The sequence below is a fragment of the Streptomyces sp. BE303 genome (assembly GCF_036290945.1).
Classification (GTDB): Bacteria; Actinomycetota; Actinomycetes; order Streptomycetales; family Streptomycetaceae; genus Kitasatospora.
This window is the reverse complement of sequence record NZ_JAQYWZ010000468.1, coordinates 35,469-49,400: the sequence shown is the minus strand read 5'-3', so window position 1 is coordinate 49,400 and position 13,932 is coordinate 35,469. Positions and strand designations below refer to the sequence as shown.

Below are 13,932 nucleotides of genomic sequence, written 5' to 3'. Positions count from 1 at the left end.
GGCCCTCAGCCCTCGCCGTCCGTGGCGGCGTCCTCGCCGGCCGCCGGGTCACCGAGCAGCCGCTCGACCAGCACCGTGGAGAGCGTCCGGGCGGTGCCGTACGTCCACAGCAGGGTCGGCGACAGCCGCAGCCCGAACGCCGCCTCCAGCCGGTTGCGCAGTTCGAGCCCCATCAGCGAATCCAGCCCGAGCGACTTGAACGGCGTGTCCCGGTCGATCGCCCCGGCGTCCAGCCGCAGCACCCGGCCGGCCAGTTCCTGCACCTTGGCCTCCAGGAGTTCCTGCCACCGGTCCTGCGGGACGGACCGCAGCTCGGCGAGGAACGCCGCACCGGCCGTCGTGGTGCTCCCGTGCCGGGCCAGCTCCCGCAGTGCGCCCCAGCTCTCCAGGGTCGCGGTGTCCGGGTACGCCTCCAGGTACTGCCGCAGGTCGATCGGCACGTACGCGACGACCTGCTCGTCCCCGCCGAGGAACCCCTCCAGGGCCCGCCACGCCTCCCCGGTGGTGAAGCCGGCCATCCCGCGTTCCGCCAGCCGGGCACCCCGGTTGTCCTCCCGGGCGGCCAGACCGACATCGGTGAACGGGCCCCACTGCACGCTCAGCGCGGGGAGTCCGCGCCGGCGCCGGGCCACCGCGAGCGCGTCCATGAAGGCGTTGCCCGCCGCGTAGGCCGCCTGCCCGGCGTTGCCGAACAGCGCCGCCGCCGACGAGAACAGCAGGAAGAAGTCCAGCGGGTCGCCCTCGGTGGCCGCGTCCAGGTTGAGCGCGCCGTCCACCTTGGGCGCCAGCACCCGCCGCAGCTGCTCCGGCGTCAGGTTCTGGACGGTGGCGTCGTCCAGCAGACCGGCCGCGTGCACCACCCCGCGGAGCGGCGGCAGCTGCGCCCGGACCCGGCGCACCGCCTCCGGGTCGGCGACGTCGGCCCGGAAGGTCTCCACCTCCACGCCGCGCGCCCGGACGGCCTCGATCCGCGCCACCGCCTCGGCCGACGGGGCCGAGCGCCCGACCAGCGCCAGCCGGCCCGCTCCGCGCTCCGCCAGGAACTCCGCCAGCGACAGGCCGAGGGCGCCGAGGCCACCGGTGAGCAGATAGGTGCCGTCGCCCCGGAAACGGCCGTCCCGCAGCGGTTCCGGGGCCACCGAGGTGACCGTGGCGGGGTCCGACAGCACGAACTTGCCGATGTGGTTGCCGCGTGACATCTCGCGCAGCGCCTCGGGGGCCTGCGCGAAGGTGTACCGCAGCAGCGGGACCGCCCCCAGCTCGCCCGCGCCGACCCGCTCCCACACCTCGGCGAACAGCCGGGTGAACAGCGCGGGACGGCGGGCGATCACACCGGCGAGGTCCAGCGAGGCCAGACCGATGCCCTTGCGGAACGCGCCGAGGCTCAGCGTGCGCCCGCCGTAGATGTCCTGCTTGCCCACCTCGACGAAGCGCCCGCCCTCCGCCAGGACCTCCAGGCCCAGCGGAATCGCCGCGCCGGTCAGCGAGTTGAGGACGACGTCCACGCCGCGTCCGTCGGTGGCCGCGCGCACCTCCTCCGCCCAGGAGAGGTCCCGGGAGTCGAAGACGTGCCGGATGCCGAGCTCCCGGAGCCGGCGGCGCTTCTCCTCGCTGCCCGCCGTCGCGACGACCTCGGCCCCGAGCAGCCGGGCCACCTCGATCGCCGCCAGACCCAGCCCCCCGGCCGCCGAGTGGATCAGCACCGTCTCGCCGGGGGCCAGCCCGGCGAGGTGCCGCAGCCCGTACCAGGCGGTGATGGTCACCGCCGGGATCGCCGCCGCGGTGGCGTCGTCCATCGACTCCGGCACCGGGTGGGCGTGATCGGCCCGCACCGTCTGGTGCGAGGCGAGCGACCCGCCGGCGGTGCACGCGACGACCCGGTCGCCGGGGGCGAAGCGCGACACCCCCTCGCCCGTCCGGGTGACCACGCCCACACCGTCCAGGCCGAGCAGCCGGGCGTCGGCCGTCGGGTCGGGGTAGGTGCCCATCACCTTCATCACGTCGATGAAGTTCAGCGCGGCCGCGCTGACCGCGATCTCGACCTCCCCGGGGCCGGGCGCGCGCCGCTCCAGCGGACGGAACGCCAGCCCGTCCCAGGTGCCCTGGTGAGAGGGCGCGAGCCGGAAGGGCTGCTGCTCCACGGAGCGCCAGGCCGGCCGCGCCGGGTCCTGCCCGGCGTCCTCCGGCGTACCCGCTCCCCGCACCAGCCGGCCGACCAGCCGCTCCCCACCGCGCAGCACCACCTGGTCCGCGCCCTCGGCCGCGAGCAGCTCCGCGGCGCAGTCCGCCGACCAGCCGCCGTCCGCGGACCCGACGTCGACGAGCACGGACCGCAGCTCGGGGTGCTCACGGCGGAGCACCCGGCCGAAGCCCCAGTAGAGGGCCGCCCCGGGGTCGCAGTCACCGGCCACCGCCGGCACGGGCTGCGCGTCGGCCGTGACCACGGCCAGCCGGGGGACCAGCGGGCGGGACGTGCAGGCCCGGACCAGCGCGGCCAGCGCCGCCAGGCCCTCGCGCCGGGCCCGCGGTCCGGCGTCGGCGCGCGGGGCCAGGAAGACCACCCCGCCCAACTCCTCGACCGAGCCCAGCTCCTGCGCCCACGCCTCGGTCCGCGCGGCCTCCTCGCCGGTGACCGTGCGGACCACGGCGCCGCCGCCCCGCGCACCCAGGGCCCCGACCAGCTCCCCGGCCGCCGGGTCACCGGGTGCGCCGGGTGCGCCGACCGTGCAGACCGCCCAGCGGCCGGTGAACCCGGCGGCCCCGCCGCTCTCCGCGCCCGCGCGGGCCTCCGGCCGGTACTCCAGCCGGTGCACCCGGTCGGCGTCCGCGACGGACGGGTCGGCCGTCGCCGCGAGGGTCTGCATCCGGAGCCCCTCCAGCGTCATCAGCGGCCGGCGGTCCGCGTCGAACAGGAACAGGTCGACCCTGCTCCGGTCGCGCCGCACCGCGTGCGACCACAGCGCGGTGACCGGCCCGGCCAGGTCCTGGTGCAGGTGGACGCGGTGCACCCCGACCGGGACGGCCGCCTCCTCGCCCGGGTAGAGCGGGACGGAGGCCTGGAGCGCGCCGTCCCACAGCGCCGGATGGAGCCGGTGCGGGTGGCCGCCGGCCAGGCAGCCGTCCGGCAGCCGGACCTCCGCCAGGCTCTCCTCCGCACCACCGCGCAGCTCCACCACGCCCTGGAACGCCGGACCGTAGTTCAGCCCCCGCGCCGCGCAGTCCGCGTAGAACTCCGCGGCCGGCACGGCGGTCAGACCCAGCAGCTGCCCGGGGAAGGCCGGCTCGCCCGTGGCCGTGTCGTCCGCCAGCACCCGCGCCGAGGCGTGCCGCACCCAGCCGTGCGCGCCCGCCTCCAGCGAGGAGAGGGTGAAGCTGCCGCCGCCGGTGAGGTCGTCCCGCCAGCCCAGACCGACCGTCACCGGTTCCTCGGTGAGCGTCAGATCACTGTGGAAGGAGACGTCCGCGAGCGTGCGGTGCGGGCCGCCGGTCCGCGCCAGCGCCGTCCGCAGCGCCAGCTCCAGCATCCCCGTGCCGGGCAGCACCACCGCGTCGTACACCCGGTGGTCGCGCACCCAGGGGATGTCCGCCGGGGCCAGCTCCAGCGTCCCGTTCCAGGCGCCCTGCTCGGCCATCGAGGGGATCAGCACCAGGTCGTCCCCGGCGCCGTGAGCCGTGCGCCGCCGGACCGTCTCCACCCAGTGGGAGGTGCGCTGCCACGGATACGGCGGCACCGGCGCCCAGGCGTCCCGCGGCAGCCCGTGGAACGGTTCGAGACCGCTGACGTAGGCCCGGGCCAGCGCCTCCCGGACCAGCTCCGACGAGCTCCGGTCGCGCCGCAGGGTCGACAGCACCTGCGGCGGGACCGGACGCTGCGCCGCCAGCTGTTCCAGGGACGGGGCGAGCACCGGGTGCGGGCTGATCTCCACGACGTGGGTGACACCGGTGTCGAAGAGGCGCTCCATCGCGTCGGCGAACATCACCGGCCGGCGCAGGTTGTCCATCCAGTACCGGGCGTCCAGCTCGGGGCCCTCCACCGAGGCCACCCGCACCGTCGACATCAGCTCGACGTCGCCCCGGCCCGGACGCACCGTCCGCAGGGCCGCCAGCAGGTCGTCCTCCAGCTCGTCCATCTGCGGGCTGTGCGAGGCGTAGTCCACGTTGACCAGGCGGCAGAACGTCCCCTCCGCCTCCAGCAACTCCTGGAGCGCCAGGACCAGTTCGGTGTCCCCGGAGAGCACGCAGCTGTTGGGCCCGTTGTTCACGGCGAGGGACACGCCCTCCTCGAACCCGGACAGCGCGGCCTTGGCGGCGTCGAGGTCGAGGTCCACCGCCAGCATCCGGCCCCGGCCCGAGGTGCGCCGGGCGATGGCGCTGCGGCGGGCCACCACCATCGCGCCGTCCTCGTACGACAGGATGCCCGCCGCCGTGGCCGCGGTCACCTCCCCCTGGCTGTGGCCGATCACCACGTCCGGGACGACGCCCGCCGCCCGCCACACCTCGCACAGACCCAGCGAGACCGCCCACAGGGTCGGCTGCAGCATGTCGATCCGCGACAGCCACTCCTCGCCGGCCTCGCCCGACACGACCCGCACCAGGTCCCAGTCGACGTACGGCTCCAGGGCCTCGGCGCAGCGGTGGATCACCGCGGCGAACACCGGGTCGGACGCCAGGAGTTCACGGCCCATGCCGTGCCACTGCGAGCCCTGCCCGGGGAAGACGAAGGCGGTGCGGCCCCGGTCCGCGGCGCGCCCGGTGAACACCTCGGGCCCGGGGGAGCCGGGGTCGGCGGCGAGCCGGTCCAGCTGCGCGACGGCCTCGGCGGCGTCCGCGGCGGTGAAGGCCGCCCGGACCGGGAGCTGGTCGCGCTGCCAGGCCAGCGTGCCGGCGAGCGCCGGGAGCGGGTGGGCGCCGGAGGCCAGCGCGTCCCGGAGCTCCCGGGCCCGCTGCGCCAGCGCCGGTTCCGAGTGTGCCGACAGCGGCAGCAGGACCGGTGCGCCCGGCCCGGGGGAGGAAGCGGAGGAGGCTGACGAGGGCGCGGGGTGCTCGGGGGCGGGTGCGGGGGCGGGCGCCCGGGTCAGCACCACGTGGGCGTTGGTGCCGCCCCACCCGAAGCTGCTCACCCCGATGAAGGCCTGGTCCCGGGCCGGCAGCGGCAGGGGCTCCCGGACGACCCGCAGGTTGAGTTCGTCGAACGCGATCTCGGGGTTGAGCTCGGCGGAGTGCAGGCTCGGCGGCACGACCCCGTGCCGGAGCGAGAGCAGGGCCTTGAACAGCCCCGGGATGCCGGCGGCGGCCTCCAGGTGGCCGATGTTGGTCTTCACCGACCCGATGGGCAGCGGGCCCGCGTCCGCGCTGCGGGCCTGCCCCAGGACCCGGCCGGCCGCACCGGCCTCGATGGGGTCGCCGAGTGCGGTGCCGGTGCCGTGCGCCTCCAGGTACGCCACCCGGTCGGCCGGGATGCCCCAGTGCCGGTAGGCGTCGCGGAGCAGCTGCTCCTGACCCCCCGGGCTCGGCGAGACGACGCTCTGCCCGCCCCCGTCGTTGTTGACGGCGGTGCCCGCGATGACACCGTGGATCCGGTCGCCGTCCGCCAGCGCGCGGGCGACGGTCTTCACGTACAGGGCGCCGACGCCCTCGCCGCGCACGAAGCCGTTCGCCCCGGCGCCGAAGGCCTTGCAGCGGCCGTCCGGCGACAGCCCGCCGAAGTGGGTGAGGCCGATCGACGCGGTCGGATCGAGCATCAGGGCGACGCCGCCCACGATCGCGGCGTCGACCTCGCCGGCGCGGAGCGCCTGGGCGGCGAGGTGCGCCGCCACGAGCGCGGAGGAGCATCCGGTCTCGACGACCAGGCTGGGCCCGGTGAGCCCGAGGAAGTAGGAGACCCGGGCGGCGATCATGTCGAGCGCGTAGCCGGGGGCGGTGTGCTGGGTGACGCCGCTGCCGCTCTTCCGGCCGACGTGCTCGTAGTCGTGCCACCCCGCGCCCACGTAGACGCCGGTCCGGGTGCCGGCCAGCGTGCGGGCGGGTGTCCCGGCGTCCTCCAGGGCCCGCCACGCGGCCTCCAGCATCAGCCGCTGCTGGGGGTCGAGCATCTCGGCCTCCCGGGGGGAGATGCCGAAGAAGGTGGCGTCGAACCGGTCGACGTCGTCGAGGAATCCGCCGACGGCCTGGATCTCCCGCTGCGGGTCGAGTTGCGCGGTGGCGTCCCAGCGGGTGGCGGGGACGGGGCGGATGGCGTCGCCCTCTTCCAGCAGCAGGCGCCAGAAGCTCTCGACGTCCGGGGCTCCGGGGAACCGTCCTGCCATGCCGATGACGGCCAGGGCCTGGGTCGGGTCCTGGACCACGTGATCTGCGTGCATGTCCTCTTCCTCGGCATCCGTGGTGAGCCGGCTCGGTCGGGAGCCGGCTCCCCGGGCGGCAGGTGCGCGGGCGGGCAGGTGCGTGGGCGAGCGGGGTGCGTGGGCACGGAGGCGTCCGTCGGACGGGTGTCCGGGCGGGCACGTGTCGGCTCGCTCCGGGGGCGATGGGCCGGGGACGGGCCGGGGACGGTGAGGTCGCCCGGCCCGGGCGGGTGAGGCCCGGAGCGCGTGCGGCGGGTGAGGGTCGTCGCGTGCGGGGAGAGGCGGCCCGGTCGGGCCGGTCGTGCGGTGCCTGGGGGGCGGACGCCGGGGGGCCGGCGTACCCGTGCGGGGCGATGCGGACGGCGGTGAGGGGTCACGGGGCGGACGACGGACCGGCGTCGGCGCGGACGCACACCGCGACGGCCGTCGATCACCAGTGCGCATGGTGGTCCGGGCCGGTTGCGGCGGACAAGGCTTTGACCTGCTTTTACTGACACTTGTCACGTCCATGCGCCGGGAAGGTCGGGTCGGCGGGGGAGCCGGGATACGTTGAAGGGTCACCAGTGACACGCGTAGACCCGCAAAGGTCCAGCAGGCAGGCCCCGGATCCGCCAGTCCTGCTGAGGACATGTCCGCTCGCGGACGTCCGGATCCGTCGACGGGGCCGGAGGGCCGGCCACACACTGGGCGCGGACCGGATCGATCACCATGAGTTCCGTTCACGGGATCCCAGGGGGGACCTAGTGATGACCATCCGTGTGTTGATAGCCGACGAGCACCTGCTTCCCCTGGAGGCGATCGCCGAGGTGCTCGCGGCCGTGTCCGACTTCGAGGTCGTCGGCGCGGTGAGCAGGAGCTCGCTGATCGTCCCGATGGCGGTGCGCCGGCGGCCCGACGTGGCCGTGCTGGGGATGGGCACCGCGCAGGGCGGCTTCCGTCTGGTGCGGGAGCTGGGCAAGCGGCTGCCCGATTGCCGGGTCGTCATCATGACGGCACGGCCCACCAGGGCTCTGGTGGACCGTGCCGTGTCGGCGGGGGTCCTCGGGGTCATCCCGAAGCAGACGAGGATCCCCCGCCTGGTCGACGCCATCCGGGCCGCCGCCGCGGGCGGCCGGGCGACCGCGTCCGCGCAGCCGTCCCCCCGGGCGCCGGTCGCCGATCAGGTCCTGAGCAACCGCGAGCGCGAGATACTCCGGCTCACCGCGACGGGCGCCTCGGTGAAGGAGGTGGCCCGCGAGCTCTATCTGGCGACGGGAACGGTTCGCAACCTCACCTCGTGCGCGATGAGGAAGCTCGACGGGAGGAATCGGTTCGACGCCGCGCGGATCGCCTTCGAACGGGGACTTCTCTGAGGGCGTTCGTCTCCGGAACGTCCGTCTCCGGAACGCCCCTCCCGGGGCCGGACTTTTCCGGAACGGCTTTTTCCGGAAGGGGGATTTCCGGAAGGGAACTTTCCGGAACGGGAGTTTCCGCCGAATGGCGACTGCCGCGGCCGGAAGCGGGGAGGCACCCGGATTTCACGGCGCCATTGCTTCCTGTTCGAGGAGTCCGAGTCGGGTGGCCCGCACCATGCCCGTGAGTCTGTTGTCGGTCTCCAGAACGCGGAGGATGTCGGCGACGAAACGCCGCACCGTCCGGTCGGAGTACCCGAGATGACGGGCGATGGACTTGTCGGTGGCCCCGGCGGCCATCATGCGCAGCACCAGTCTGTGGGTGTCGGTGAGGACCGGCGCCGAACCGGTGGTCCTGCGCCGGCGGGTGTACGGTGCGGCGGTGGACCAGCTGTGCTCGAAGACCCGGGTGAAGATCTGGGCCAGCAGGCCGCCGTTGATCACCACGTTCCGGCGCAGCCCTTCGAGGTGCGACTGGGTGGCGACCTTCTCCCGGTCGAGGATGACCAGGCGCAGCGGCAGCGACTCGGCGGTCCTGATCTCGGCGCCGGACTCCTGGAGTGCACTCACGTACGCGGTGGCGGCCGGGCTGTCGAGGGCCGAGGACGGCGCGATGAGCCGGTAGCGGACTCCCCGTCTGAGCAGTTCGACGTCTTCGCGGAGGCAGAGTTCCAGGGACTCCTGTTCGGTCAGCGTCGGCAGCATCAGCGACACCTCGTACCTGCTGGACGCGTGCAGGTCCCCCAGTCTTCGGCGCAGTTGGTCCCTGGACGCGATGACCTCGACCGCCAGGCCCTCCCGCTCGGACGCCGGCATGGTCAGGAACCCGTTCGTCAGGTCGGCGATCAGGTCGTTGGTGCGGGTGAGCTCGGTGATGCGTTCCTGCTGATCGGCGAACAGGCGTCTCAGGACGCTCTGCGGGGTGGCGACCGGGGTGGTCGAGTCCCGGTCGAGGAGGCCGTTCCCGGTCAGCCACTCCACGGCTTCGTGGACCTGGTCGAGTTCGAGGCCGAGGTTATCGGCAATTTCTTCGTGGCATATGCCGCCGTTCTCGGTGCGGAGAAGTGAGTGGTAGACGCGGTACGCGAAGCGAGCGCCGATCTCGGTTGCCGCGGTCATCGCCGTGTACTCCAGCCGTAGATGCGGATCATGAGCGGGGACGCGTGGTTGAGCACGAAAGAAATCCGGAGCGCCTGGCCCCGGCTGGCGACATTACTTGAACCACTTGACCGCCGGTCAAGGGGGCGCGGACGCGGTACCGGTCGTGCGACGGGCGACAGAAAGGTCGCCCGTCGGGAGGGGCCCCAGGTCAGTGGCGGCCCGCGGGGGACGGTGCCGGAATCAACAGGGTGTTGTTCGTGCGCCGCCGGAAACCGCGAGGGGTCGCGGTGGCCGGATCCTTCGACGGGCCCCGTGCGGTCCGTCCCCGCCGGGGATGCCCGGCGGGCCCGTCGGGGCCCTGGGTCGACGGCTGGTGCGGCCGGCCGCCCGAACCCCGCGAGGTCGGGGCCGCGATGCCGCCCCTCGTTCCTGCCGCTGCCGCTCGTGCACCGCCTCCGGGCCCACCCTCGCCTGCGGACGACCCTCATGGTGGGACGCCTCCGGCGAACGGTCCGGCCGCCTCGCGGGCGGGCGTCGGGGTGGCCTGGTCCGTCGGGCCGAATCAATCCGTCGTCTACGAACTCTCGTGCCGGATGCGGATCTTTTCGGGGCGCGCCCGCCGAAGCCCTCCGCATGGTCCACCGTGGAATTTCGGCCGGCCGGTGCAAATGTCCCGGTGCCTCGCGGCGGCCCCTTCCTCGCCCGGTTTCCCCGCCGTGCTCCCCGCGGATCCATGAGCGCGTCATCGACGTCGTCCGTGTCCCGGCGCCGCACCGGTTCCCGCCTCACGACACCCGGACCGGGCCGGATCCGGGGGCTGTCGGCCGCACGGCCTGCGCCTGTTCCGGGAGGCCCGACCGGACGATCCGTCGCGGCCGTGAGCCCGTGCGACGGAATTCGTGCACCGGGCGGACCCGGATGCGCCCTTGTCGGAGTAACCTGGAAGGTGCCGGAGAACTTACCGGAAGGACGCAATCGCGAGGAGGATCATGTGCAGACTAGTGGAGCAGGAGCCCTGATTCTGCGACTCGTGATCGCGAAATCCCAGCCCAGCCGTTCGGCCGGGAGATGACGGGATTACCGAGATGTCGGGGGGCGCAGGTGACAAATCCTGTTGTTCAGCGTAAAGGCAGGGTGTGGGCCGTTTTCGCAGAGATGCGAAGGCGGCCTTTTTGTCGTCCGTCCTCCGGTGGGCGCAGCGGGACCCAGCACGCAGCGGGACCCAGCAGGGGGAGCCGGGAGAACGTCGCCTGCTCCGAGGGGCCCCCACCGAGGTCGAGGCCGTCGGCCGACTCCGGGGACACGGCAACGCCGGCATCGCGCTGTTCGGCGGCGCGGGTGTCCGGCCCGGGCCGGCGCTGACGGTCACCGGTCGCGGTGGGCCTCGGAGGGCTCACCGACCGCGGTGCGCACCCAGTCGTGAGCACGGCCGGGGTCGAGGGTGGCGAGAAACTCCGTGAGAGATCCGGCCCAGCAGTCCTTCGCGCGTTCGGCGGCCGCCGCGGCGATCAGGCCCCGCGTCTCCGCGTCCTTGCAGCGCACCAGCGCGATGGCGGCGCGGGGACCGGCCTCCACGAGGATGCTGTGGATCCTCTGCGCGTCGGATCCGACGTGCCTCTGGCGCACTCCGGCCGCGTGGGCCCCGACCTTCGCCCCTTTCAGGGTGGAGACCAGACCCATGAACCCGACCGTCCAGGCGAGGGCGACGCGGAACAGCGCGTCCGTGAGGCCGCCGGCCGTCAGCACGCGGGACTGGTTCAGCCTCAGCGAGCCGTCGGCGTTCCCCCGGATGACCACCGCCGTCGTGCCCACCCCTGCGGCCTTCTTGCGGAAGCCCCGCCCGAGCGAGGCCAGCATGCGTTCGGCGTGCTGGTGGGTGTCGAAGCTGGCGACGACCACCGAGTCCTGCCCGGATGGCGCGACCGAGGCGGTCTCCGACGTCATGGGGTGCCCTTCGAAGCCGGGTGACCGAGATCAGGACCGACCGGCAGCACAGCCGGACCAGCTCGTGGGTGTGCTGTCCCATTTTAGCCGTGCAGGGGCCCGCTACTCCGTCGGCCGGTCTCCCGCCCTCAGCTCGGTGGCGATCTGACGCCGGCCGGACACGAACGCCTCCAGGACCACCCCCGCACAGATCAGCAGGGCCAGGCCCGCGGTGGGCAGCAGCACCGGCATCAGGAGCGGGGTGAGCGAGCCGCGGGCCTCGGAGCCGACCAGCAGCGACAGGTCGAACGCCGGGCCGAGGAGTCCGACCGCCGCCGCCGCGACCACCCCGCCGCAGACCGCCGCCGCCAGGGTCTGCGGGATCGTCTCGGTGATGATCAGTGCCAGCCCCTGGCGGGGGCGCAGGCCCATGGTGCGCAGCCGGGCGAGCAGCCCGGCGCGGTCGGGGGACGCCCGCAGCAGCGTCAGCAGGACGGCGAGCAGCGCGAATCCGGCCCCGGCGGCGACCGCGGACCGGAACAGCCGCGCGGCGGAGCGCTGGAGCGGGTCGGCGGCGAGTTCGGCGTCCACCTCGCCGCTGGTGCGCACCGTGTACCCGGCGGGCACCTTGTCCGGGTCCTCGCTGACGGCCCGGGCCTCCTCGCGCAGGAGTCCGGCCACGCCGGTCACCTCGGTGAGGCCGCGCTCCATGACCAGGGACCTGAGCCGGCCCGGGTCGATGTCGCCGGCGGCGAGCCAGCTGGTGGCCCCCGCGAGCGCGGGAACCCGTGCGACGGAGGGTCCCGCGGGCACGACGACGAACGCGCGGACGGCGTCCGGGATCGCGGGAGTGGCGTCGACGCGACCCGCGACGCCGGTGAGCAGTTCGCCGCCGGGGACGCGCAACCGCTGCGGGCCGTCGGACAGTTCCCCGGCGAGGCCCGTGCTGATCAGCGCGGGCACCGGGGTGTCGGGGCCGCCGTGCGGGCCGGCCAGCACGGCGGGGTCGAAGGTGCCGGTGCCGGTCGTCCGGGCGATCTCGGCGTACGCGGTTGGCTCGGCCACCACCAGGGTGACCTGGAGGGCGGTCCGGCCGGTGCGCAGGACGTAGGTCTGCCCCTCGACCCGGACCGCGGTCGAGGCCCGCACGCCCGGCATGGCCGAGGCGGCCGAGGTGAACGCCGCCGGGAGGGTGGCGTCGAGCGGGACGGACACCGCGGCATCGCCGCCCACGGCCGTCCGGGCCGCCTGCAGCCGGACGCCGTCGAGGGTGGCGAGCACGGTGGTTCCGAAACCGGCGGTGCTGACGGCCAGCAGCAGGGCGAGGGGTGCCAGCACCGCCGGCCGGTGGCGGCCCGAGGCGTCGCGGGTGGCCCGGGCGAGGCCGAGGAAGCCGGTCAGGCCGCGGCCGTGCCGGGCGAGCAGGGCCAGCCGGCCGGCCACGAGCGGTTGGACGCGGGCCAGCAGCAGGCCGCCGGTGAGCGCGAGCAGCAGGGGCGCGGTCACCAGCAGCGGGTCGGTGCCGGTTCCGGGGGCGAGGCCGCGCCGGCGGACCTCGACCACGGCCGCGACGGTGACGGCCAGGACGGCGAGTTCGCCGACGATCCGCCGCCGACCGTTCCCGCCGGCGGCGGTGCGGGCCCGGCCCGGGGGGAGGACGGCCCGGACCGGGAAGGCCAGGACCGCGAGCAGGGTGGCGGTCACGGCCGCGAGTACGGCCGCGCCCCACCGGGGGGTGGGCAGCAGCGTCAGCGCGAGTGCGGTGGCGACGGCGGCGGCGGGCAGGACGGTCACCGCGCCCTCGCCCAGCAGCCGGAGCAGGATGCCCGGGCGTGAAGCGCCGCGGGCCCGGAGCAGCCGGATCTCGGCGGCGCGCCGGTCGGCGGCGAGGGCGGCGGCCAGGCAGAGCACCACGGTGGCGACGCCCGCGACGCCGGCCGGGCCGATCGCCGCGAGCGGGGCGGCGGCCTCGTACCGGGTGGTGGCGCCGGCGAGGACCTCGGTCAGGAAGGTGCTGAACTGGAGCTCGGGCCGGTCGGTCACCTCGGCGACCTTGAGGGAGCCGGGCCCGGACAGGTACGAGGCGAGCGCGGAGCGCGTCTCGGCGAGCCGGTCCGCGCGCAGGGCGTGGGGGTCGATGGGCAGGCGCCAGAAGTTCTCCCCGCCCTCGCCCCAGGCGGCCAGCGCGGACAGGTTCTCGCCACCGGTGAACCCGCTGGTCACCCACCGGATGCTGCCGTCCTCCCGGATCTTCAGGCAGGCGCGTTCCGGGCAGGTGAGGACCTCCCAGAAACGGTCGTCGGGGTCGTCGGCGCGGTAGAGCCCGACGATCCGGGCGCGGGCCGGGCCGCCGTTGTCGACGAGGTCGCCGATCCCGGCGTGGACGGTCTCGGCGGCGGCCCGGCTGAGGACGACGGGCAGGGGCTCGCCCGGTGCCGAGGGGCCGGGCCAGACGCCCTCGGTCAGGGTCGCGTGCTCGGCCAGGCCGTGCAGGTAGAGCACGGAGAGCACGGGGGCGTCGCCGTGCGGGCGGTCGTACCCCTCGTTCAGCATCGGCCGGTCGATCCGGGCGCGGGTGCCGTAGTTCTCGCCGTCCCGGGTGAGCGGGAGGTTCGGGGTGATCTGTTCGACCAACCGGTCGCGCAGGGCGTCGAGTCGGGCGCCGTCCTCGCCGGGCCGCGGAGCGACGCCGGCCTGCAGGGTGGTCCCGTTGACGCCGCGGTCCAGGACGAACTGCCGCAGCGCGCCGTCCGCGCCCCGGTCGGCGGCGCGCGGGAGGGCCACCGCGAGGAAGACGGTGAGGAGCGTGAGCACGCCCGTGAGCAGGGAGGCGACGGGGGCCGAGCGCAGCCGGGTGCGGACCCAGGGCGCGGGCCGGTGGGCGTCGGTCGGGACGGGCGCGGTGGCGCCGGCCTTGGTGGTCACATCTCCTCCACGGGGCGCCGCCGGGCGGCCACGTTGCGACGGCGGCGGCCCCGTCCGGCAGGGGCGCACGGCACAGCGGTCACCGGATAGCGGACGATCTTTTCAGACGCGGTCCGGGAACGGAAGGCGTGTGCGTGAAGGGGTAGGCAGGTCTGAATTCCCCGCACGGGCGCGGCTGCACCTTCGGGCATCGGGCATCGGGCGTCCGGTACGTCGCGCGAGGACGCCGGACGCCGGACGCCGGACGCCGG

General features: G+C 74.9%; 5 protein-coding genes. 1 reads left to right on the top strand and 4 read right to left on the bottom strand.

The annotated features are described in order from the left end of the window. Positions 1–5: 5 nt before the first annotated feature. Complete coding sequence (locus PUR56_RS09070) at positions 6–6,359, bottom strand: type I polyketide synthase (protein ID WP_329948494.1); 6,354 nt, start codon at positions 6,357–6,359, stop codon at positions 6–8. A gap of 728 nt (positions 6,360–7,087) precedes the next feature. On the opposite strand from PUR56_RS09070, the gene PUR56_RS09065 reads away from it, so the two are divergent. After that, on the top strand, positions 7,088–7,693 hold the full coding sequence (locus PUR56_RS09065) for a response regulator transcription factor (protein ID WP_329881444.1): 606 nt from the start codon (positions 7,088–7,090) through the stop codon (positions 7,691–7,693). A gap of 165 nt (positions 7,694–7,858) precedes the next feature. On the opposite strand, the gene PUR56_RS09060 is transcribed toward PUR56_RS09065, so the two are convergent. The 3 genes from PUR56_RS09060 to PUR56_RS09050 form a co-directional block, all read right to left on the bottom strand. After that, positions 7,859–8,851 carry a LuxR C-terminal-related transcriptional regulator gene (locus tag PUR56_RS09060; protein ID WP_329881443.1) on the bottom strand — a complete coding sequence of 331 codons (993 nt, stop codon included), beginning with the start codon at positions 8,849–8,851 and terminating at the stop codon, positions 7,859–7,861. 1,347 nt (positions 8,852–10,198) lie between these two features. Next, positions 10,199–10,777, bottom strand: a complete 579-nt coding sequence (locus PUR56_RS09055; RefSeq protein ID WP_329948493.1) for a hypothetical protein — start codon at positions 10,775–10,777, stop codon at positions 10,199–10,201. Between the two features lie 102 nt (positions 10,778–10,879). Further along, complete coding sequence (locus tag PUR56_RS09050; RefSeq protein WP_329948492.1) at positions 10,880–13,681, bottom strand: hypothetical protein; 2,802 nt, start codon at positions 13,679–13,681, stop codon at positions 10,880–10,882. Between the last annotated feature and the right edge of the window lie 251 nt (positions 13,682–13,932).